Here is a 22,089-nt window from a genome sequence, read left to right on the forward strand (position 1 = left end):
AGGGGCTTTACAAGGCCGCCAACGCCCCTTGATACAGCACCGGCCCCGTCGGCTGCCCAGTCGGCGAACCACCTTTAGGTTCAAGACTGACCGCCAGCGCAATCGGCTTATCGATCAACACCTTCTGCGCCTCACTCAACTCAACCTTGCCTTTGCTACCCGCCGGAATAACGCCGAGGGAAATCGGTTTTCCATCAGCAGGAATCGCCCACAGTTCCAGGCTGCGATCCGCATCGACCGCCGCCAATGTCAGTGGCTCAACCTGCAGATAATCTTCATGCGCCTCGACCTTCAACGCCGGTTGCGCGTCGGCGGTCAGCAGGGTGGCGCGATAGCGGGCGTCGTCGCGGTTGTACAGCGAGCCGAGGAGCACCAGCACCGCGATGGAGCACACCGCTGCGGTGAGTCGCAGCCAGTTCCAGAACGGTCGTTTCTCGGGGACATGCAGCACTTGGGGTTCGATGCGCGCGGTGATGCCTTGCCAGACGCGGTCGGGCACTGGATGGTCCGGCAGGGATTCGGTGAGGCTGACCAGCGTTTCCTGCCACTGCGCCAACTCCGCCCGGAGCGCGGCGTCATCGAGCAATAGCTGTTCAAACCGTCGACGCGCCGCCGCCGACATCAGGTCGATGGCGTAATCGGCTGCGAGGGCTCGGCGCAGGGCAGGGGTCTGGTAATTCATGATTCAAGGCACCGGCGCAGGCGTTCCATACCCCGGCGGATCCACGATTTCACCGAACCGAGCGGCGCCGCCAGGTGTTCGGCCAGTTCCGAGCAGGACAAGCCCTGAAAGTAAGCCACGCTGATCGATTGGCGCTGCATGCTTTCCAGGGTTTCCAGACAACGGTTCAGGGCCGTGGCCTCGCGGGCGCTGTTCAACTGGTCATGGGCTGACGGGCTTTGGTCCGGCAAGGCGTCTTGTTCGAGGTCGGTCAGCGCCCGGTCGCGGTGCTTGCGCAACTGGTCGATGGCTTGATTACGGGTGATGTTGATCATCCAGGTCAGCGGTGCCGACAGGTGCGCTTCGTAGCGTGAGGCGTTGTTCCAGATGCGCACGAAGGCTTCCTGCAACACTTCTTCGGCCAGATCAGTCCGGCCCATGAAGCGCAAGGCCACGCCATGTAGACGCGGGCCGACACTGCGGTAGAGGGTTTCGAAGGCGCGACGATCACCCAATGAACACTGGGCCAACAGCTGTCGCAACTGATCGGTGTCGGCGATGGAAATGACGACTCTCCAGACAAGGCTGAGTGCACGAGGGCTAGACTCGGAATGTTCACAGGCTAGTTCAGCGATAGCGGTTGTGCCATTCATCGCGGTAATTCCAGGGTTTCACGATTCATATACGTGGGTATGATGAAAATGGATGCGCAGGCGAGGAACATGCCCGCGAGTACCCGGTCAAACCGGCAGTTTTATCGTCTATCGACGGACGGTTTTCACAGCGCAAGAGGATGTCTGAATGAAGATTTCACGCGGTATTGCAATGGCTTCGCTGATGACCCTTGCGGCCAGCCCGGTGTTTGCCGGTTTCAGCCTGGACGACGTGACCAAGGCTGCTTCGAGCATGCAGGGCGGCAACGCTGCCACCGCCGCCGCGCCGACTTCGGAAACCGCCGGTCTGCTGCAGGCCGTCACCGGTCTGGGTGTTACGCCGCAGCAAGCGGTTGGCGGCACCAGCGCCATGCTGGGCCTGGCCAAGAATCAATTGAGCAGCACCGATTATTCGCAACTGGCCAAAGAAGTGCCAGGCATCGACAAGCTGTCGGGCGGTAGCGGCAACCTGGCGGCGTTGAGTGGTTTGCTGGGCTCGTCGGGCAAGTCCGCCGGTCTGGAAAACGCCCTAGGCAACGTCAAGGACACCAATGACCTGAACAACGCCTTCGGCGCGCTGGGCATGGACAGCGGCATGGTCGGCCAGTTTGCCCCGGTGCTGCTCAAGTATCTGGGTGACCAAGGCGTCGGCGGCCCGCTGCTGCAAAGCCTGGGCAGCATCTGGGGCGCCGGCACCGGTAGCTGATTCAGCGGCGCTCGCTGCGCAGTTCGGCGATGCGCTGATCCTTCTCGCTCCAGAGCTGGTTGACCCAGCTCTGGACCGTCTGGCGAAACGCCGGATCATTCTCGTAATCACCCTGCCACAACGCCGGGTCGAGTTCGCGGGTCTTGATGTCGATGATCACGCGCGGCACGTTGCCACTGATCAGATCCCAGAAGCCCGGAATGTTCGCCTGTGGATAAACCACGGTGACATCGAGAATGGCGTCCAGCTGTTCACCCATCGCCGCCAGCACGAACGCCACGCCGCCGGCCTTGGGCTTGAGCAAGTGGTTGAACGGAGATTGTTGCTCGACACTTTTGGCGGCGGTGTAGCGGGTACCTTCCAGATAATTCACCACGGTCACTGGTTGACGCTTGAACAGCTCGCAGGCCTGTCTGGTGATTTCCAGATCCTTACCCGCCAGCTCGGGGTTCTTCGCCAGGAACGCCTTGGTGTAGCGCTTCATGAACGGGTAATCCAGCGCCCACCACGCCAGCCCGAGGAACGGCACCCAGATCAGCTCTTTCTTGAGGAAGAATTTGAAGAACGGCGTGCGTCGGTTCAGCGTCTGGATCAGTGCCGGAATATCGACCCACGACTGGTGATTGCTGATCACCAGATACGAGGTGTCGCCACGCAGGCCTTCGCCGCCGCGAATGTCCCATTGGGTGGGAATGCACAAGCGGAAAATCAGTTTGTCGATTTCTGCCCAGGTCTCGGCGATCCACATCACCGCCGCCGATGCGTAGTCACGCCAGCGGCCCGGTGCGACCAGTTTGAGCAGGGCAAACACCAGCAACGGCCCGATCAGGATCAGGGTGTTGAGCAATAGCAGCAAGGTGACGAAACAGCCGGTGAGCAGGCGGCGCATAAGCAACTCTTTGCAAACGGATGGGCGCGCCATGATAAGCAGCTTCGCGCGGCAGGCCAAATCGGCGGTGACGAATGTTTCACTTCAGTCGCGTTAACCTGATCGTTCCCACGCTCTGCGTGGTAACGCCGCCCGGGACACTCCGCGTCCCTGTGACGCAGAGCGTCACTGGATGCATGCCCACGCAGAGCGTGGGAACGATCAAGCGCGCAACGGTCTAAAATCCCGTTGCCCAACTCCCCAAGGAAGCCCCTTACGTGAAATCCCTCCTTGCACTGTTTGCCCTCGTCGCCCTGCCGGTCATGGCCGCCGAGCCGACCCTGTACGGGCGCTACGAATACATTGCGCTGCCGGAAATCGGCGGCGAAGTGCTCAAGGCCAAGATGGACACCGGTGCACTGACCGCCTCGCTGTCGGCCAAGGACATCGAAACCTTCACTCGCGACGGCGATGACTGGGTGCGTTTCCGCCTCGGCACCAAGGACGCCAGCAACAAGGTCTACGAACACAAGGTCGCGCGGATCAGCAAGATCAAGAGCCGTTCGGATGAAGAGGACGAGGGCGAAAGCACCGAAGTCGCCAAACGCCCGGTGGTCGATCTCGAGCTGTGTCTGGGTAACGTCAAGCGTACTGTCGAGGTCAACCTGACCGACCGCAGCAACTTCAATTATCCGTTGCTGATCGGTGCCAAGGCCTTGCGCGAATTCGGCGCGGCGGTGAACCCGGCGCGTCGCTTTACCGCAGACAAACCTGACTGCTGAGCCAAGTGGTCTGATTGACGTAACGTCAGGCTTGGGGCACCGTTCGCGCACTTAACCTACGGGCTCGGACGCCATGCCTCATATCCTGATTGTCGAAGACGAAGCGGCGATTGCCGACACGCTGATTTTTGCCTTGCAGGGCGAGGGCTTCACCACCACGTGGCTGAGCCTCGGCGCGGCGGCGCTGGAGCATCAGCGCCAGACCCCGGCCGACCTGATCATCCTCGACATCGGCCTGCCGGACATCAGCGGTTTCGAAACCTGCAAACAGCTGCGGCGCTTCAGTGAAGTGCCGGTGCTGTTCCTCAGCGCGCGCGATGCCGAGATCGACCGCGTGGTCGGGCTGGAGATCGGCGCCGACGACTACGTGGTCAAGCCGTTCAGCCCGCGGGAAGTCGCCGCGCGGGTGAAGGCTATCCTCAAACGCATGGCGCCGCGCCCCCCGATTGAAGCCAACTCAGCGCTGTTTCGCGTCGATCCTGAACGTGTGCAAATCAGTTATCGCGGCCAGAACCTGAGCCTGACCCGCCATGAATTCCGTCTGCTGCAATGCCTGCTCGAACAACCCGAGCGAGTGTTCAGCCGCGAGCAATTGCTCGACGCACTGGGCGTGGCCGCAGACGCCGGTTACGAGCGCAGCATCGACAGCCACATCAAAAGCCTGCGCGCCAAACTGCGCCTGGTGCGCGCCGACGCCGAGCCGATCCAGACCCATCGCGGTCTCGGTTACAGCTACAGCCCGGGGCACAGCTGATGTCCCTGGGGCTGCGGATTTTTCTGGTGTACGTGCTGTTCATCGGCCTTACCGGTTATTTCGTGCTCAACACGGTGATGGAAGAAATCCGTCCCGGCGTGCGCCAGTCCACCGAAGAAACCCTGGTCGATACCGCTAACCTGATGGCGGAAATCCTGCGCGACGATTTCAAGGCCGGCACCCTCAGCGAGAACCGCTGGCCAGAATTGCTCCGCGCTTACGGCGAACGTCAGCCACAAGCGACGATCTGGGGCTTGCCGAAAAATCAGGTCAACCACCGCATCTACGTGACTGACGCCAAGGGCATCGTCGTGCTCGATTCCAGTGGTGTCGCGGTCGGTCAGGATTACTCGCGCTGGAACGACGTCTACCTGACGTTGCGCGGTGAGTACGGCGCACGCTCGACCCGCAGCGATCCGCATGATGCGAGTTCATCGGTGATGCACGTCGGCGCGCCGATCCGCGACAACGGCCAGATTATCGGCGTGGTCACTGTGGCCAAGCCCAACAGCTCATTGCAGCCCTATGTCGATCGCACCGAACGGCGTTTGCTGTTTTACGGCGCCGGCCTGATCGGCCTCGGCCTGTTGTTTGGCGCGCTGCTGTCGTGGTGGCTGAGCCGTGCGCTGCATCGCTTGACCGGTTATGCCCAGGCCGTGAGCGAAGGCCGGCGCGTGGAAGTGCCGCACTATCGCGGCGGCGAGCTGGAGCAACTGGCTTCGGCGGTCGAACAGATGCGCACGCAACTGGAGGGCAAGGCTTACGTCGAGCGTTACGTGCACACGTTGACCCATGAATTGAAGAGCCCGCTGGCGGCGATTCGTGGTGCGGCGGAATTGCTGCAAGAGGAAATGTCGCCGATTCAGCGTCTGCGTTTTGTCGGCAATATCGACAGTGAAAGTGCACGCATGCAGCAGTTGATCGAACGCTTGCTGAATCTGGCGCAGGTCGAACAACGCCAAGGATTGGAGGAGCGGGTCGCCGTGCCGCTGGCCGTGTTGGTCGACGAATTGTTGCAAGGGCAGGCCGCGCGGATTGAAGGCAAACAATTGCATGTCGAACAGACGATTGCGGCGGATCTTCTGCTGATCGGTGAGCCGTTTCTATTGCGTCAGGCGCTGGGCAATCTGCTGGAAAATGCGCTCGATTTCACCGCGCCACAGTGCCTGCTGCGCTTCAGTGCTGCACGGCATGGCGAGTACATCGAGGTGCAGCTGTTCAATGAAACCGCACCGATTCCCGATTACGCCTTGCCGCGTCTGACCGAACGCTTTTACTCACTGCCTCGTCCCGACAGCGGCCGCAAAAGCACCGGTCTGGGACTTAACTTCGTCGAAGAAGTGGCCAAGTTGCATGGTGGCCGGCTGGCAGTGCGCAATGTGCCCGGCGGCGTCGAAGTGACGCTCAGCCTGCCGTAACGTCAGGGCTGCGTGGCGGCCAGCGCGTGCTTTCTGCGATGGACAAACTGCAGCGCTGGTTGCTCGACCAAGCGCCACGAAACCGTGGCCAGAACGATGACGATCAAGGCCGACACGAGCATCGACGGGATAAACGTCAGTGAGGTCTTGTTGATGATCAGTTGCTGCACCGGGAAGGCGTACAGATACATCCCGTAGGAAATATCGAATCGTCTGCGGATGGTTTTGTCGACGTACAGCAAACCCAGGCTCAGGGTCGCGAGGCACACACCCAGGGTCGCCAGCACGCTGGCCAGCGGCGTGCCGAGGCTGAAAAATATCAAGCCTGCCGCTGTCACCAGAGCGATTGCCAGTACGCGGCGATCGCTCAGGTATTGCTGGTTGAAGGCAATCACTGCGCCGGCAAAGAACGCGATGCCGGCCGCGCTGTAAACCGCCAGCTTTTGCGCCAGCGCGCCGGGCACGTGATTGCCCAGAGCGTAGGTCGCTACTGCAAACACAGTCAGCAAAACCCACGGCATCAGTGCCCGTCGATACATGCCCAACGCCAGCGCCAGCAACAGGTAAAAGCCGAATTCGATCTTCAGCGTCCAGAGGCTGCCGTTGAAGGATTCGCTGAGGATAAACCCCTGGGTGATCGGTTCGATGTTGGCCCGCCCGAACACCGAGATGCGCAGAAAGTCAGCCAGGGCGCCGAAGCTCGTAACATAGCCGTCGGCAAACACCGCCCCGGCGAGGTAAGTCATCACAAACGCACAAAGGATCAGAGCCGGGAAGATCCGCACAACGCGCTTGCCCAGATAATCGGCAAAGCTGCGCGAGTTGAAAAAGCTTTGGCTGATCAGCAGGCCGGAAATCGAAAAGAACGCCGTCACGGCGATACCGCCCAGCGAGTTGTAACCGGCAATGCCCGGTTCTTCCAGGCCCGACAGGGCAAAGTGATGACTGACCAGCACCATCAGCGCCGCCAGGTGCCTGATCAAATCGAAAGAGTTGTTGCGCAACGTGATCGTCCTTTGTCTGAGCACTGCCCCGTAAATGGGAAAAACCTTTTACAGGTATTTCCACGCAAATCCCACACAACCTCCATCACAAAACCACACAGCGCTCGCAGACTCGCCCCATTCCAACAAGGGAGCGTCCTGATGAACCGAAGTCTGGCACTGAAACTGGGGGCGATTGCCCTGCTGATCCTGCTGTTGCTGATTCCCCTGCTGATGATCGATGGCGTCATCGACGAGCGTCAGCAACTGCGTGACGGCGTACTCGAAGACATCGCCCGCAGCTCCAGTTACAGCCAGCAATTGAGCGGGCCGGTGATGGTGGTGCCGTATCGTAAAGTGATTCACAACTGGAAGATCAACGACAAGACCAATCAGCGCTACGACGATCCACACGAGGAACGCGGGCGTCTGTACTTCCTGCCGGAGCGTTTCGAGCTGGATGGCCAGGTGCAGACTGAACTGCGCGCCCGGGGCATTTACGAGGCGCGGCTGTTCCACGCCGACAATCGCATCGACGGACATTTCTCGTTGCCGGCGCAATTGGGCATCAAGGAAGATTTCACTGACTATCGGTTTGATGCGCCATTTCTCGCGGTCGGTATCAGCGACATTCGCGGGATCGAAAATGCCCTGAAACTGGAGTTCGAGGGACAGCGCCTGGACTTTGTGCCGGGTACGCAGGTCGGCTGGCTCGGCGAAGGTGTGCGCGTGACGTTGCCGCTGCTCGATACCAGCAAAAACACCGAGCTGGCCTTTGCGTTCGACCTGCGCCTGCAAGGCACCGGTTCATTGCAAGTGCTGCCGGTGGGCAAAACCAGCAGTGTCAGCCTCAGTGCCAACTGGCCGCATCCAAGCTTCATCGGCAACTTCCTGCCGGCGAAGCGCGAGATCAATGATCAGGGCTTCAACGCTGATTGGCAGACCACATTCTTTTCCACCAATTTGCAGGACGCGATGAGCCGTTGTGTGGCCAGCAATGATTGCGCGGCGTTCAACGGCCGCAGTTTCGGCGTGAGTTTTATCGACCCGGTGGATCAGTACCTGAAGAGTGACCGGGCGATCAAATATGCGCTGCTGTTCATCGTTCTGACGTTCGCCGGTTTCTTTCTCTTCGAAGTGCTCAAAAGCCTGGCGGTGCACCCGGTGCAGTACGCACTGGTGGGCGTAGCGTTGGCGTTCTTTTACCTGTTGTTGCTGTCGTTGTCGGAACACATCGGGTTCGCTCTGGCGTATTTGCTGTCGGCCAGTGGTTGTGTGTTGTTGATCGGCTTTTATGTCTGCCATGTGCTGCACAGCGTGCGTCATGGCTTGAGTTTTTCGGCGGGGCTGGCGGCCTTGTATGGCCTGCTGTATGGATTGCTGAGTGCCGAGGATTACGCGTTGCTGATGGGCTCGCTGTTGCTGTTCGGCTTGCTTGGCGTGTTTATGGTGCTGACGCGAAAACTGGACTGGTACGGGATCGGGCAGAAGCCGGGCAAGCCGTTGGAGTTTGATATCGGGGTGGTGGAATGAGCCGGTCGCTGGGGTTGCGTGAGGATCAGCGCTGGAAGGATGAGTTGGTGACGCGGATTATCGGTTCTTTGCCTGTGGAACCGAGGTGGGGCCATCGCGAGCAGGCTCACTCCCACAGGGAAATGCGCTCAACTGTAGGAGTGAGCCTGCTCGCGATGATGCCGGAGCAGGCGCCAAAAAACTAAGGCTTGGGCATGGTCGCGATCATGGACGGTCGCTGGCTCACTTCAAAAAACCAGTTGGCCAGTTGCGGGTTGGCTTCACGCCAGCCCAGATCGGGGAAACGCAGATCGAGGTAGCCCAACGCGCAGGCCACACTGATCGCCGCCACGTCGAAGTGGCTGGTCAGCTCGGCAATCGCATCGTTTTCCAGCAGGTTCAACGCACGGCGGATCTTCTCGCGTTGCGCCTCCAGCCATTCGTCCCAGTGTTTTTCCGGGGCCCGCAATACTTGTTCATAACGCACCATCACCGAGGCATCCATGATCCCGTCGGCCATCGAGGCGAGGGTCAGACGGCGCCAGCGGGACGCGCCTTCGCGCGGAATCAGCGGGTTGCCGACATGTTGATGGTCGAGGTATTCGAGGATCACACGGCTGTCATGGATGACATTGCCGTCGGCCAGACGCAGGGCCGGGATCTTACCCAGCGGATTGTCGGCATTGAGTTCAGCACTGGGGCTGACCGGGCTGAGCACGCAGTCTTGCAGCGCGACGCGATCCTGCTGACCGGTCTCGTGCAGCAACACCATCACTTTGCGTACGAACGGGGAGAGCGTGTTGTGGTAAAGGGTCATGCTGGGGGCGGACATTGGCAGGGTCTCGATCAGAACGATGAGGGAGCAGCATAGCGCGTCAGCGCACGAGCTCAAGCCTCACGCCGGACCCAATGCAGGAGTGAGCCTGCTCGCGATAGCGCAATCACATTCAACATCAATGTTGGATGGCCCACCGCTATAGCGAGCAGGCTCACTCCTACCAAGGTTTTTCAGCTTCGCAGCAGTAGACCTCTTATGGCCAGAACCGCAGGAACACCCAAGCCGACCCAGCTCAACGCATCCCAGATGCCATCCCCCAGCAACGCCGCAAACAACCCCGCCGCACTGAGCAGCGCTATCACGATCGGCGTGCTGAAGACTTTCCAGAAATTCGACTGACGCGGCTTCATGCAGATGCCTCCGCCGTTTCCAGCACAGGCTTGGCGGCCTTGCGTCGCACCACCCACAGATACACGCCACTGGCGAGGACGATGATGGTCAGCACATCAAGCGTGGCCCAGAGGATCTTCATCGGCATGCCGCCGTAGTCACCAAAGTGCAGCGGTTGCGACATGCCCATGGCGTCCATGTACCACGGCCTTTCGGCTACGGCGGTGACCTTCAGGGTCGTGGCGTCGATCAGCACCGGCGTCAGCAAGTGCGAAGTCAAATGCGTGCCGCCCTTCATGAACACCGAGTAATGGTGCTCGCTGGAAAACCGCGTGCCGGGGAACGCGATGAAATCCGGCTTCATGCCCGGGGCGACTTCAGCGGCGATGTCGAGCAAGCGGGTGGCCGGTGCCAGGTGTGTCAGCGGTGGCGCATCGCGGTAAGGCTCGATCAGCGCGGTCAGTGCGTCGTTGCGCCAGGCGGCAATCAGCAGATCGGCGCAGGCGCTGATCACGCCGGTCACGCCGACCACCAACGCCCAAGTCAGGGTGACCACGCCGATCAGGTTATGCAGGTCGAGCCAGCGCAACCGCGTGGACTTGTCCTGACGCACCGTACCGAAGTTCAAGCGTCGCATGAACGGCAAATACAACACCGTCCCCGACACGATGGCCACGACAAACAGCAGCCCCATGAACGCCAGCAGCAACTTGCCCGGCAGTCCGGCGAACATGTCGACGTGCAGGCGCAGGATAAACAGCATCAAACCGCCGTTGGCCGACGGGGTTTCCAGTGCTTCACCCGTACGCGCATCGAGCATGAAGGTGTGCGAGGAGTTGGGCTCGGTGCCGGCGGTTTTCGCCATGATCGCGAACGCTGCATTCGGGTCTTCGTCGTCATAACCGAAGTACTGCATGACCTCGCCCGGTCGATGTTGCTGCGCGGCATCCACCAGTTGCTGCAGATTGAGCTGCGGCGTGTCGGCCGGCATCTCCCGCAATTCCGGGGCGTTACCGAGCAAATGGTCGATTTCGTGACTGAAAATCAACGGCAGACCGGTCAAGGCCAGCATCAGCAAAAACACGGTGCAGATCAGGCTGGTCCAGGTGTGGATAAACGACCAGCGACGAATTGTTTTACTTTTCATTTCATGACCTTCAAAAACACCAAAGCCGTCCACGAAGGACGGCCTGGTAACAGGGCCTGTTTCAGCTCAGTGGTTTACCACTTGTAAGTGGCACTGGCGACGACGCTGCGCTGGTCGCCGTAGTAGCAATAGAAACCGTCACAGGTGGAAATGTAATCCTTGTCGAACAGGTTGGTCGCGTTGAGTGCCAGCGACGCACCTTTGAGGCTGTTGTCCAGACGACCGAGGTCGTAATGCACGGCCGCGTCGAACACGGTGTAGGCGTCCGCCTTGCCCAGCCAGGTGTTGCCTTTGTCGCCGTAGGTGTTGCCAGTGTATCGGACACCGCCACCGATGCCGAAGCCATCGAGCACGCCGGAGTGCCAGGTGTAATCAGTCCACAGCGAAGCTTGCTGGTTCGGCATCAGTTGCAGGCGATTGCCCTTGTCGACGCCTTTTTGCACTTCGGATTTGGCCAGAGTGTAGGCGGCGATGACTTTCAGGTTGTCGGTCACGTCGGAGACCGCTTCGAGCTCCAGGCCTTTGACTTTCACTTCGCCGGTCTGGCTGGTGATGGTCACGTTGTTGACGATGCTGTTGACCGAGACGTTCTTCTGGGTCAGGTCATACACCGCGGCGCTGAGCAGGGTTTTGCTGCCCGGTGGCTGGTATTTGATGCCCAGTTCCCACTGCTTGCCTTCGGTCGGCTTGAAGGAGTCCGTGGCGGTGGCATCGGCGCCAGCGGTCGGCTGGAAGGATTCGGCGTACGACAGGTACGGCACGAAGCCCGAGTCGAACACGTAGCTGATCGCTGCGTTGCCGCTGAACGCTTTGTCACGCTGGGTGTTGGTGGCGTCGTCCTTGTTGAAGAACCTGGTGCTGGTGTGCACCCAGTCTTCGCGCCCGCCCAGGGTCAGACGCCATTGGTCCAGGGCCATTTGGTCCTGCACATAGAGGCCGGTCTGGGTGGTCTTCTGGTCGTAATCGTAAAACGCGCTGGAGCGCGGTGGACGAACGATCGTCTGGCCATAGACCGGGTTGTTGACGTTGATGTCCGGCGCACTGCCGAAGATCGAGGTGTAGTTGTCGTTGCTGCGCTGGTGATCGAGACCCAGCAGCAGGGTATGACGGATGTCGCCAGTAGCGAAGTCGGCCTGGAAGTTGTTGTCCACGGCGAACTGGCTGATGTCCTCATCGACGTTGGTGGTTCCGCGACCGACATTGCCCTGGTTGTCCACGGTGAAACCGGCGAACGAGGGGTTGTAGCTATTGACGGTGACGGTCTGGAACGCCAGATCCGACTTGGTGTAGCGCAGGTTCTGCTTGAATTGCCAGACATCGTTCAGACGATGTTCGAAGGCATAACCGAGCGCGTAGTAGGTGCGGTCGTAGAAATCGTAGTCAGGATCGCCGAGGTTCTTGTGGTGGGAGATCTTGCCGAAGGGCATGTCGATCTTGGTGCCCTGGATCGGGTAGAACTGGCTGGTGACCCCGGTATCGTCACGGGTGAACTGCGTGAGCAAGGTCAGCCTGGTGTCGTCGTCGATGTTCCAGGTCAGGCTCGGCGCAATGTTGTAGCGCTTGTTTTCGATGTGGTCGATCTGCGTATCGCTGTCACGCACGACGCCGCTGATGCCATACAGGAACTGGCCTGCTTCATCGATCTTGCCGGTGCTGGCGAAGTTGATCTGGCGGTGGTTGTCGCTGCCGTACTGCAACTGGATTTCGCTGCTGGCTTCGGCGCTCGGACGACGGCTGACCATGTCGAGCAGGCCGCCTGGCGGGGTTTGGCCGTACACCGAAGACGCCGGGCCACGGAGCAAGGCGAGGCGGTCGAGGTTCCAGGTTTCCGGTTTCGGGTTGGCGTATATGCCGCGTGGCAGCGCCAGGCCATCGAGGTACTGGGTCGGTTCGAAACCACGCACGCGCAGCCAGTCGATGCGGGTGTCGCTGCCGTAGCTGCTGGCGGTGATGCCGGGCATGTAACGCACCGCGTCGTCGAGGCTGTGCACGCCACGATCTTCCATTTGCTGACGGGTGGCCACGGAGATCGACCGCGGCGCTTCGACCAGCGCGGTGTCGGTCTTGGTGCCGGCGGCGGTGCGAGTGGCGGTGTAGCCTTCGACCGGGCCCCAGGCGCTTTCGCTGTTTTCCGCGCCAATGATCGCGGTTTCCGGCAGGGCCATCGCGCCGTCAGGCACGGCGACCAAAGTGTAGGTGCCAGCGCCGCTCTGCTCCAGTTGCAGACCGGTGCCGCGCAGGGCTGCGCGCAGAGCGCCGGCTGCGTCGTATTGGCCGTTGACCGGTGCCGAGGTCTTGCCCGCCGCCAGTGCCGGGCTCAGCGACAGCGCGAGGCCACCCTGGCTGGCGATCTGGTTGAGGGTGGTCGACAGCGGAGCTGCCGGCAGGTTGTAGGCGCGCACGCTGGACGCTTGTTCAGCAGCGAGCAACGGGTTGCTGATCAGCGGCGCGCTGAGCGCGATGGCGACGGCCAGCAGACTGGGGCGCAACAAGGTGTCTAGCGAACGGGACATACGGCGGCTCCTGAATGGAAATATTTCTCAATTGCCTGTGTGCCGGATGAAACTCGAAAAGTGATAGGGCTGGGTGAAAATAATTTTGATTAAGGAAAACAGCGGTGTGGCGGATGACGCCATCGCGAGCAGGCTCACTCCTACAGGGGAACGCATTTCAACTGTAGGAGTGAGCCTGCTCGCGATGGCAACCACTCAGCCACCCGATCATTCAGGCTTGGAATCAGCCTTCGCGACTGTGACCCAATACGGCGTATGCCGCTCGATCTGCACCGGCAAAGTTGGCAGCAGCGCGCTCAAAGCCTTATCGGTGTCATGCAGAGGGAAGCTGCCGGTAATACGCAAGTCCGCCACGTCCGGCGCCACGCCCAGATGCCCACGGCGATAACGTCCGAGCTCATGCACCAGATCGCTCAGTCGTGCGTTGTCAACCACCAGCATCCCGCGCGTCCAGGCATCGGCGCCGGGATTAAGGGCGACAATCGAGCCCAGGCCATCACTGCGCAGCAGCACTTGCTGGCCTTCACGCAGGATCTGTTCATCAGGATTTGCCTGCGCATGGGCGGCGACAGCCGACTGCAACACGCTCAGGCGGGTGCCATCTTCCTCGCGCTTGACCAGGAACCGCGTGCCGAGGGCGCGCATGCTGCCCTCGCGGGTTTCGACTATAAACGGCCGCGCATCGCCATGACCGGTTTCGACGAGAATCTCGCCTTCCTGCAAAACGATCAGTCGGCGCTTGTCATCGAAACGCACATCTACCGCGCTGTGGGTGTTGAGGTTGAGTACGGTGCCATCGGCCAGGCGCACGGTGCGTTGTTCGCCCGTGGCCGTACGCTGATCGGCGAGCCAGTAGTCCAGCGGCAGCCACCGTTCACTGGCGAACAGCCCGAGACCGACGATCACCACAACGCTGGCCAGCCCGCTGCCGAGCTTGCGCACTCGCCGTCGGATGCCTTCGCGTGATTGCAGCAGTGCACTGCGCGCCGGGCCTTTGGCCACACTGAAACGTTGATCAAGCATGCCCAACTGGCGCCAGGCGCGGGCGTGTTCTTCATGCGCGGCGTGCCATTTGGCGAACTCTTCGCGTTCCAGCGGGCTGCTCGAATCGAGAGTCAGTTGCCAGGCAATCGCCGCGTCCAGCACATGCGCCGGGACGGGGCGGGAACTGGCCGGGCTCACGTCGGCTCACCGTACAGGGCGATGTAGCACTGCCGAATGCCCTGCGCCAGGTATTGGCGCACACGCGGCACCGATACGCCGAGCTTCTCGGCAATCTCGGCATGGCCGAGGCCATCGAGGCGGTTAAAGAGGAAAGCGGCGCGGGCCTTGGTCGACAGTTGGCCGAGCAAGCGGTCGATGGCCTTGAGGTCTTCGAGGATCAGTTGCTGCTCTTCTATAGAAGGCTGCTCGCCTTCGGGGATCAGCATCAGCTCGGTGAGGTAGGCCTGTTCGAGCGCGGTGCGACGGAAATAGTCGAACAGCAGGCCTTTGGCGATCGCCACCAGAAACGCTCGTGGCTCGCGGGGTGTCAGCATTTCATCGCGGCCGAGCAGGCGCACGAAAGTGTCCTGACTCAGATCCTCGGCCCGTTGCGGGCACGCCACATTGCGTCGCAGCCAGGCCAATAGCCAACCGCGATGGTCGCGATACATCGCACCAACGAGTTCACTGTGAGGACTCTGAGCTGAAGACACCAAATATCACCGATTGGGAAATATTAACTAACGCGAATTGTTCGCGATTCTGGCAGAGGTGGGAATGGTTAGCAATTGGCCACTGGTCAGGTGAGCCGTTGAAGGGCTGCCCTCACCCTAACCCTCTCCCGGAGGGAGAGGGGACTGATCGGGGGATATTCTGGAGGTGCACCGACCTGAACGATTTTCAGTGAATCCATAACCGACTCGATTTCTCAGGTCGATGAAAAGCTTCAGACACCGCGGTCGGCCCCCTCTCCCTCTGGGAGAGGGCTGGGGTGAGGGGGATGGATCTTGGACTTGACTGAACTTCAGAACGACGGCGCCTGCTGCCGCCGCTTCCACTGGCTCAGGCGTTGCTGAAGGTTTATCGGACTGTGAATCTGCTGCTGACGCGCCCGGCTGAACAGAATCAACGCCAGCTCCGCCGTGGCCAGCGCATCGGCACTCGCGTTATGCCGTTCGAACACTTCAAGCTTGAACCACTCGATCCACTCATCCAGCCCGGCCTCGCGAATCTGCGCCTGTGGACACAGCAGCGGCGCAATATCAGCGACATCCAGAAACACCTGCTGCAACCTGTGCCCCAGATGTTCCCTTAACGCCCGCCCGAGCATGTGCTGATCGAACGGCGCATGAAATGCCAGCACCGGGCTGTCGCCGATAAACTCGAGCAGTTCCAGCAAGGCCTCGGCGGGTTCACTGCCGGCTGCAATCGCATTCGGCCCCAAGCCATGAATCAGCACGCTGGGGCTCAACTTCAATTCGCGGCACTGCAGCGTGCGTTCGAACTGTTGACGGAAATCGATCGCGCCATCCTCGATCACCACCGCGCCAATCGACAACACCCGATCCTTGTTCAGATTGAGCCCTGTAGTTTCAAGATCCAGCACCACCCAACGCTGCTCGCGCAGGGTACAGTCGCTCAACTCGCCGGTCGCCGGCAGCTTCGCCAAACGCTGCTGCAACTGCGCCGGCACCACCGGACTGGCCGGGCGCAGCCACGAAAACAGGCTCATAGCTGATACCGCAAGGTCAGGCTGGTTTGCAGGCGCTGCGCTTGGCGCAGGGATTCACGCAGGATGCGCCGGTCGAGGTGATTGAGGCTGTCGGGATCGACGCGATTGGAGTACGGCAGATTCTCGCGGGTCTGCAACTGATGCTGCTGCATGCGCGTCTGTTGAATGAAGTGATACGCCTCTTCATACGCTGCGCCGTCGAGCCGTTCGATGACCTCTTTGTCGACCAACTGGCGGAAACGTTCGAGGGTGTTGTTGGCGTCGATACCGTTGGCCAGCGCCAACAGTCGCGCGCCATCCACGAACGGCGTCAGGCCTTGAACCTTGAGGTCCAGCGTGGCTTTCTCGCCATTCTTGCGCGCCAGCACAAACTCGCGGAAGCGTCCCACCGGGGGACGATTGCGCAGCGCGTTGTCGGCCATCATGCGCTGGAACAAACGGTTGTCGCCGACCTGATCAAGAATGCCCCGGCGCAGTTGCGCGCAACCTTGTTCATCGCCCCAGACCACGCGCAGATCGAAGTAGATGCTCGAGCCCAGCAGATTCTCCGGTGTCGCCTCGCGAATAAACGCCGCAAAACGCCGCGCCCATTCCGCCCGCGACAAACACAGCTCAGGGTTGCCGGCCATGATGTTGCCCTTGCACAGGGTGAAGCCGCACTGCGCCAGGCTCTGGTTGATCTGCTGGGCAATCGGCAACAGCTTGCCGCGAATCTCGGCGGCATGTGCCGCATCACGGGCATCGAACAGAATGCCGTTGTCCTGATCGGTGTGCAGTGTCTGTTCGCGGCGGCCTTCGCTGCCGAAACACAGCCAACTGAACGGCACGCCGGGGTCGCCTTTTTCGGCGAGGGTCAACTCGATCACCCGGCACACGGTGTGGTCGTTGAGCAAGGTGATGATGTGGGTGATCTGCGTCGACGACGCACCGTGGGCGAGCATGCGCTCGACCAGTTGACCGATCTCGCCGCGCAAGGTCACCAGTTGCTCGACACGTTGGGCGCTGCGGATGGTGCGCGCCAGATGCACTAGATCGACCCGTTGCAGGGAAAACAGATCACGCTCGGAGACCACGCCGCACAGGCGCTGATCCTTGACCAGGCAGACGTGGGCGATATGCCGTTCGGTCATCGCAATGGCCGCATCGAATGCGCTGTGATCCGGTGAAAGATAGAAGGGCGCGCGAGTCATGTGACGCTCGATGGCTTCACTGAAGTCGCCGATGCCTTGCGCCACGACATGACGCAAATCGCGCAGGGTGAAAATCCCCAGCGGTGCCTTGTGCTCATCCACCGCGACGATGCTGCCGACCTGCTGTTCGTGCATCAACTTCACCGCTTCGCGCAGTGGCGTGTCCGGGCTGCACGTCACCGGATGACGCATCGCCAGTTCGCCGAGGCGGGTATTCAGCGAATACTGTGTGCCGAGGGTTTCCACGGCTTTCTGCTGCACTTGCTGATTGACCTGATCAAGCAGGCTGCTGACCCCGCGCAAGGCGAAGTCACGGAAGCTGCTGGAGAGCGCGAACAGTTTGATGAACGCCAGTTTGTTCAGTTGCAGACAGAAGGTGTCATCGCCAGCCAGGTGTTCGGTACGCGTTGCCCGCTCGCCAAGCAGCGCGGCCAACGGGAAGCATTCGCCCGTGGTGATCTCGAAAGTGGTTTCGGTACCGGGTTTGGTGATGTGCTGGCGTTCGCCGACCACCCGGCCTTGCTTGACGATATAGAAGTGTTCGACCGGGCCGTCGCTGGGTTTGATGATGCTCTCGCCCTGAGCGTAAAACCGCAGCTGACATTGTTCCACCAGATAAGCGAGGTGGGCGTGTTCCATCTGATTGAAGGGCGGGAAGCGCTGGAGGAATTGCAGGGTGCCCTGAATGTTCTGCAATACCGCGGTTTTCCCTGCCTGGGTGAAGGCATCCGCTTTACTCATAACCATTACCGCAGTCTTTTTCGAATTGTTGTTGTCGGATCGTTATGGCCATGGTCGGCCCCTACGGACAGGGTGCCCATTGGACGTAAGTCTAGGTTTTGCCACCATTGGCGAAGTTTCGGAGATGCCCTACGCAAACAGTCGGAAATTCCCTCGATTACCCCCTTGGAAAAAAATCCGACGAAGTGCACATTGAAGCTCTGCCCAGCGATGTCTGACCACTTGCCAAGGGACTGTTTTGAACACTTAGAGAACGCCATGTCCGACCACGATATTTTGAGCGATGCCGAGCGAGAAGCGCTCAGTGCAGTCATGCTCGAACCTGATCTTCCACCGCAGCGCGTATTGATCGTCGATGACGACAAGGACGCCCGGGAGCTGTTGTCGGAGATTCTCGCGTTGGACGGTATTCGTTGCATGACGGCGGCCAGTGGCGAGACAGCCCTGAAGATGCTCGCCGAGAAACCTTCGATTGGCCTGGTGATCACCGATCTGCGCATGGGCAATGTCGATGGCCTTGAACTGATCCGCCAGGTGCGTGAGTCGGTGCGGGCGGCGCTGCCGATCATCATCGTCTCCGGCGATGCCGATGTGAAAGACGCGATTGCGGCGATGCATTTGAGCGTGGTGGATTTTCTGCTCAAGCCGATTGATACGGGCAAGTTGTTGGCGCTGGTGAAACATGAATTGGGGATTGAACCCTAAGAGCCCCTCACCCTAGCCCTCTCCCGGAGGGAGAGGGGACTGACCGCGGTGGATGTTCGAGGTACACCGACCTGAGATTCCCAGCCGAACTCAGGTTTTGAAAAGCACCAAGATCTGCTCCGTTGCCCCTCTATCCTTGGCAATTCCTGAGCCGAGCTCAGATTTTGAAAGGCATACAGATCTGCTCCCTTTCCCCTCTACCCCATGGGGGAGAGGGCTGGGGTGAGGGGGATGGATCTTAAGTCGACCAGAAAACCCAGCCCCGCCGCATAAACAAAAAAGCCCTGATCTCTCGATCAGGGCTTTTTCATATCCACCATCTACGCAAATTTACAGGCCATTGGCAGCCTTGAACTCGCGACGACGACGGTGCAATACCGGCTCGGTGTAACCGTTCGGCTGCTTGGTGCCTTCGACTACCAGTTCGACCGCCGCCTGGAAGGCGATGTTGCTGTCGAAGTTCGGGGCCAGTGGACGGTACAGCGGGTCGTTGGCGTTCTGACGATCCACCACCGGCGCCATGCGCTTGAGGCTTTCCATCACTTGTGCTTCGGTGACGACACCGTGGCGCAGCCAGTTGGCGATGTGCTGGCTGGAGATACGCAGCGTGGCACGGTCTTCCATCAGGCCGACGTCATTGATGTCCGGCACTTTCGAGCAGCCGACACCCTGGTCGATCCAACGCACCACGTAACCGAGAATGCCCTGGGCGTTGTTGTCCAGTTCGTTCTTGATTTGCTCTGGCGTCCAGTTCGGATTGACCGCCAGCGGGATGGTCAGGATGTCGTCTACCGAAGCACGCGCACGTTTGGCCAGTTCGGCCTGACGGGCGAACACGTCGACCTTGTGATAATGCAGCGCGTGCAGTGCAGCGGCGGTCGGCGACGGTACCCAAGCGGTGTTGGCGCCGGCCAGCGGGTGAGCGATTTTCTGCTCGAGCATTGCCGCCATCAGATCCGGCATCGCCCACATGCCTTTACCGATTTGCGCACGACCTTGCAGGCCGGTGCTCAGACCGATATCGACGTTCCAGTTTTCGTACGCGCCGATCCACTTCTCAGCCTTCATGTCAGCCTTGCGTACAACCGGGCCGGCTTCCATGGAAGTGTGGATTTCGTCGCCGGTGCGGTCGAGGAAACCGGTATTGATGAACACCACGCGCTCGCTGGCAGCCTTGATGCAGGCCTTGAGGTTGACCGTGGTGCGGCGCTCCTCGTCCATGATCCCGACTTTCAGGGTGTTGCGTTTCAGGCCCAACACGTCTTCGATGCGGCCGAACAGCTCGTTGGTGAACGCTGCTTCTTCCGGGCCGTGCATCTTCGGTTTAACGATGTACACGGAACCGGTGCGGGTGTTGCGACGCGAGGTGTTGCCGTTGAGGTTGTGCATCGCCGCGAGGCAAGTGACCAGACCGTCGAGAATGCCTTCCGGCACTTCGTTACCGTCTTTATCGAGGATCGCGTCGATGGTCATCAGATGGCCAACGTTACGCACGAACAACAGCGAACGACCGTGCAGCGTCACTTCACCGCCATTCGGCACGGCGTAGGTGCGATCCGGGTTCATGGTGCGGGTGAAGGTCTGGCCACCCTTGGACACGGATTCCGCCAGATCGCCCTTCATCAGGCCGAGCCAGTTGCGGTAGATCACCACTTTGTCGTCGGCATCGACGGCAGCCACGGAGTCTTCGCAATCCATGATGGTGGTCAGCGCCGCTTCCATCAGGATGTCTTTGACGCCGGCAGCATCGGTCTGGCCAACCGGGGTGGTGGCATCGACCTGGATTTCGAAGTGCAGACCATTGTGTTTCAGCAGGATCGCGATTGGCGCGTTGGCGTCGCCCTGGAAACCGATCAGTTGTGCGTCATCGCGCAGGCCAGTGTTGCTGCCGCCCTTGAGGGTGACCAGCAGTTTGCCGTCAGCGATTTTGTAGGCGGTCGAATCGACATGGGAGCCAGCAGCCAATGGCGCAGCTTCGTCGAGGAAGGCTCGGGCGAAGGCGATGACTTTGTCGCCACGCACCTTGTTGTAGCCTTTGCCTTTTTCCGCGCCACCGTCTTCGCTGATCGCGTCGGTGCCGTAGAGGGCGTCATACAGCGAACCCCAGCGGGCGTTCGAAGCATTGAGAGCGAAGCGGGCGTTCATCACCGGCACAACGAGTTGCGGGCCGGCGGTACGGGCGATTTCATCATCGACGTTTTGCGTCGTTGCCTGGAAATCAGCCGCTTCTGGCAGCAGATAACCGATTTCTTGCAGGAAGGCTTTATAGGCCACGGCGTCGTGCGCCTGACCGTTGCGTTCCTGGTGCCAAGCGTCAATACGAGCCTGGAAGTCATCGCGTTTGGCGAGTAGGGCTTTGTTCTTCGGCGCCAGGTCATGAATGACCTTGTCGGCACCTTCCCAGAATTTTTCGGCGGTGAGGCCGGTACCGGGAATGGCTTCGTTGTTCACGAAGTCGAACAGGACTTTGGCGACCTGCAGGCCACCGACTTGAACGTGTTCAGTCATTGCTTGCCTCACTCTGCTCAGCTATTTCGCTTTTCAGCTCTTCAATTTTGACAATGAAGCCTCTGGCCATTTAAACCACAAACCTGCCGACCAGTACATGCCATTGCTGGCGGCTGGGCTGGGACCAATCAAAGGCTTGGGGCCTTGCTGACGGGGCTTTCAGGGTTGCGAACATGCCTTGGGCAGACATCGATCCAGCGTTATGTAGTGCGCGCTGCGGCATACTACATGATGAGTTGCGCTTGTGAAAATCAGACTAATTACGTCGTTCTGCGACCTCATGTCGCATTGCGGTCACATCGCGGAACAGGATGTTCTCAAAAAACCATTGGATTGTTCCAGCTAAATATCAAAAGTTGTACACATAAATACTATTTGGCTGCTATGGCAGCGGTTTATGTGGGAGCGAGCCTGCTCGCGAAAGCGTCGGTCGCCTCAACGCAAAATCGACCCTTGCCTATACTTCCCCTTCTACAACAAAAGTCATGACAAGAGGGCGACGCCATGGACCATCTCGTACTCACCGTTTTTGCCCCGGACAAGCCCGGACAGGTCGAGCGCATCGCCCAATGCATCGCCGAGCACGGCGGTAACTGGCTGGAAAGTCGCATGTCGCGGATGGCCGGGCAGTTCGCCGGGATTCTTCGGGTGGGCGTGCCGGCAGAGGCTTACGACGAATTAGTCGATTCCCTACAAGCATTGTCGACGCATGGCATTCGCGTATTGATTGCCGAGAGTGGCATTGAGCAGTCCTGCACATGGAAGCCGATCGCCATGGAGTTGGTGGGCAATGATCGGCCTGGCATCGTCCGCGACATCACACGGCTTTTGAGCGAGCAGGGCGTCAACCTTGAACGGCTGGTGACGGAAGTGCGTCCGGCACCGATGAGCAGCGAGCCGCTGTTCCATGCTGAGGCGATTCTCGCGGTACCGCTGACTTTGTCACTCGACGTCTTGCAGTCGCGCCTGGAAACCCTGGCCGATGATCTGATGGTCGAACTGGTGTTACGCACAGACCTTTGAGCGTCTCCCAGGTTATCCAGTTTAAACGTGCACCTGCCTGT

The 22,089-nt window shown here is 60.1% G+C and carries 20 protein-coding genes; 7 read left to right on the forward strand and 13 right to left on the reverse strand.

Annotated features, from left to right (window positions below):
* Positions 1-7: 7 nt before the first annotated feature.
* A complete protein-coding gene (locus tag ACIPIZ_RS12900; RefSeq protein WP_401165580.1) occupies positions 8-682 on the reverse strand; it encodes an anti-sigma factor domain-containing protein in 675 nt (224 codons plus the stop codon).
* Positions 679-1,314: a sigma-70 family RNA polymerase sigma factor gene (locus ACIPIZ_RS12905; protein ID WP_064388163.1), complete on the reverse strand. Its 636-nt coding sequence runs from the start codon at positions 1,312-1,314 to the stop codon at positions 679-681. The genes ACIPIZ_RS12900 and ACIPIZ_RS12905 overlap by 4 nt, the downstream gene beginning before the upstream one ends.
* A gap of 148 nt (positions 1,315-1,462) precedes the next feature.
* Here ACIPIZ_RS12905 and ACIPIZ_RS12910 point away from each other — a divergent pair, with 148 nt between their 5' ends.
* On the forward strand, positions 1,463-2,020 hold the full coding sequence (locus ACIPIZ_RS12910) for a DUF2780 domain-containing protein (protein WP_236429442.1): 558 nt from the start codon (positions 1,463-1,465) through the stop codon (positions 2,018-2,020).
* 1 nt (position 2,021) lies between these two features.
* On the opposite strand, the gene ACIPIZ_RS12915 is transcribed toward ACIPIZ_RS12910, so the two are convergent.
* Positions 2,022-2,909, reverse strand: coding sequence for an acyltransferase (locus ACIPIZ_RS12915; RefSeq protein WP_122660129.1), 888 nt, complete (start codon positions 2,907-2,909; stop codon positions 2,022-2,024).
* A 257-nt stretch (positions 2,910-3,166) separates the two neighbouring features.
* On the opposite strand from ACIPIZ_RS12915, the gene ACIPIZ_RS12920 reads away from it, so the two are divergent.
* From ACIPIZ_RS12920 to creC, 3 genes are all read left to right on the forward strand, one after another.
* Positions 3,167-3,670, forward strand: coding sequence for an ATP-dependent zinc protease (locus ACIPIZ_RS12920; protein WP_008078089.1), 504 nt, complete (start codon positions 3,167-3,169; stop codon positions 3,668-3,670).
* A 73-nt stretch (positions 3,671-3,743) separates the two neighbouring features.
* Positions 3,744-4,424 carry a two-component system response regulator CreB gene (gene creB / locus ACIPIZ_RS12925; protein ID WP_401165584.1) on the forward strand — a complete coding sequence of 227 codons (681 nt, stop codon included), beginning with the start codon at positions 3,744-3,746 and terminating at the stop codon, positions 4,422-4,424.
* Positions 4,424-5,842: a two-component system sensor histidine kinase CreC gene (gene creC / locus ACIPIZ_RS12930; protein ID WP_401165585.1), complete on the forward strand. Its 1,419-nt coding sequence runs from the start codon at positions 4,424-4,426 to the stop codon at positions 5,840-5,842. The genes creB and creC overlap by 1 nt, the downstream gene beginning before the upstream one ends.
* Positions 5,843-5,844: 2 nt before the next feature.
* On the opposite strand, the gene ACIPIZ_RS12935 is transcribed toward creC, so the two are convergent.
* On the reverse strand, positions 5,845-6,846 hold the full coding sequence (locus tag ACIPIZ_RS12935) for an acyltransferase (protein WP_150647653.1): 1,002 nt from the start codon (positions 6,844-6,846) through the stop codon (positions 5,845-5,847).
* A 141-nt stretch (positions 6,847-6,987) separates the two neighbouring features.
* On the opposite strand from ACIPIZ_RS12935, the gene creD reads away from it, so the two are divergent.
* Positions 6,988-8,358, forward strand: coding sequence for a cell envelope integrity protein CreD (gene creD, locus ACIPIZ_RS12940; RefSeq protein WP_064388168.1), 1,371 nt, complete (start codon positions 6,988-6,990; stop codon positions 8,356-8,358).
* Between the two features lie 181 nt (positions 8,359-8,539).
* On the opposite strand, the gene ACIPIZ_RS12945 is transcribed toward creD, so the two are convergent.
* The 8 genes from ACIPIZ_RS12945 to ACIPIZ_RS12980 all read right to left on the reverse strand — a co-directional run bounded on the left by ACIPIZ_RS12945 (position 8,540) and on the right by ACIPIZ_RS12980 (position 17,818).
* Positions 8,540-9,169: a glutathione S-transferase gene (locus ACIPIZ_RS12945; RefSeq protein ID WP_401165588.1), complete on the reverse strand. Its 630-nt coding sequence runs from the start codon at positions 9,167-9,169 to the stop codon at positions 8,540-8,542.
* Positions 9,170-9,345: 176 nt separating this feature from the next.
* A complete protein-coding gene (locus ACIPIZ_RS12950) occupies positions 9,346-9,525 on the reverse strand; it encodes a hypothetical protein (RefSeq protein WP_064388170.1) in 180 nt (59 codons plus the stop codon).
* Positions 9,522-10,652 (reverse strand): PepSY domain-containing protein, encoded by a 1,131-nt coding sequence (locus tag ACIPIZ_RS12955; RefSeq protein WP_150647655.1) that lies wholly within the window; start codon positions 10,650-10,652, stop codon positions 9,522-9,524. The genes ACIPIZ_RS12950 and ACIPIZ_RS12955 overlap by 4 nt, the downstream gene beginning before the upstream one ends.
* A 74-nt stretch (positions 10,653-10,726) precedes the next feature.
* Positions 10,727-13,165 (reverse strand): TonB-dependent siderophore receptor, encoded by a 2,439-nt coding sequence (locus ACIPIZ_RS12960; RefSeq protein ID WP_401165590.1) that lies wholly within the window; start codon positions 13,163-13,165, stop codon positions 10,727-10,729.
* A gap of 207 nt (positions 13,166-13,372) precedes the next feature.
* Positions 13,373-14,347: a FecR domain-containing protein gene (locus tag ACIPIZ_RS12965; RefSeq protein WP_401165592.1), complete on the reverse strand. Its 975-nt coding sequence runs from the start codon at positions 14,345-14,347 to the stop codon at positions 13,373-13,375.
* Positions 14,344-14,820: an RNA polymerase sigma factor gene (locus ACIPIZ_RS12970; RefSeq protein WP_401165593.1), complete on the reverse strand. Its 477-nt coding sequence runs from the start codon at positions 14,818-14,820 to the stop codon at positions 14,344-14,346. Before ACIPIZ_RS12970 ends, ACIPIZ_RS12965 begins: the two co-directional genes overlap by 4 nt.
* Before the next feature lie 353 nt (positions 14,821-15,173).
* Positions 15,174-15,881 (reverse strand): PolC-type DNA polymerase III, encoded by a 708-nt coding sequence (locus ACIPIZ_RS12975; RefSeq protein ID WP_064388174.1) that lies wholly within the window; start codon positions 15,879-15,881, stop codon positions 15,174-15,176.
* Entirely contained in the window at positions 15,878-17,818 is a 1,941-nt protein-coding gene (locus ACIPIZ_RS12980; RefSeq protein ID WP_064388176.1) for a DUF294 nucleotidyltransferase-like domain-containing protein, read from the reverse strand. Before ACIPIZ_RS12980 ends, ACIPIZ_RS12975 begins: the two co-directional genes overlap by 4 nt.
* A 252-nt stretch (positions 17,819-18,070) precedes the next feature.
* On the opposite strand from ACIPIZ_RS12980, the gene ACIPIZ_RS12985 reads away from it, so the two are divergent.
* Positions 18,071-18,517, forward strand: a complete 447-nt coding sequence (locus ACIPIZ_RS12985; protein WP_064388178.1) for a response regulator — start codon at positions 18,071-18,073, stop codon at positions 18,515-18,517.
* 330 nt (positions 18,518-18,847) lie between these two features.
* On the opposite strand, the gene ACIPIZ_RS12990 is transcribed toward ACIPIZ_RS12985, so the two are convergent.
* On the reverse strand, positions 18,848-21,025 hold the full coding sequence (locus ACIPIZ_RS12990) for a malate synthase G (protein ID WP_105705724.1): 2,178 nt from the start codon (positions 21,023-21,025) through the stop codon (positions 18,848-18,850).
* Positions 21,026-21,529: 504 nt separating this feature from the next.
* On the opposite strand from ACIPIZ_RS12990, the gene ACIPIZ_RS12995 reads away from it, so the two are divergent.
* Positions 21,530-22,048 (forward strand): glycine cleavage system protein R, encoded by a 519-nt coding sequence (locus ACIPIZ_RS12995; RefSeq protein ID WP_064388181.1) that lies wholly within the window; start codon positions 21,530-21,532, stop codon positions 22,046-22,048.
* Positions 22,049-22,089: the final 41 nt, after the last annotated feature.

Origin of the sequence: Pseudomonas sp. NPDC087690 (assembly GCF_044743175.1) — a bacterium.
GTDB lineage: Bacteria > Pseudomonadota > Gammaproteobacteria > Pseudomonadales > Pseudomonadaceae > Aquipseudomonas.